1 protein-coding gene is annotated in these 203 nt (G+C 62.6%); it reads left to right on the forward strand.

All coding sequences use genetic code 11. From position 1 onward, the window contains the following. Positions 1–203: MBG domain-containing protein (locus tag J0A67_RS22985; RefSeq protein ID WP_206571718.1), on the forward strand; the 203-nt coding region annotated here is incomplete at both ends.

The raw sequence follows: 203 nt of genomic DNA on the forward strand, positions 1-203 counted from the left end.
CTTGAGCGCCAACTATGACCTGAGCTTTGTGGAAGGCAATCTGGAGATCACAGAAAGGGCGATCGAGGTGACCGCGGACGACCAGACCAAGGTATACGGCGAAGCGGATCCAGCCTTGACCTACCAGGTCACCTCCGGTTCGCTGGCCTTCAGCGACGCGTTCACCGGGGCGCTCGGCAGGGATGCGGGCGAGGACGTGGGCA

This window comes from Algoriphagus aestuariicola, assembly GCF_017254835.1.
Lineage (GTDB): Bacteria > Bacteroidota > Bacteroidia > Cytophagales > Cyclobacteriaceae > Algoriphagus > Algoriphagus aestuariicola.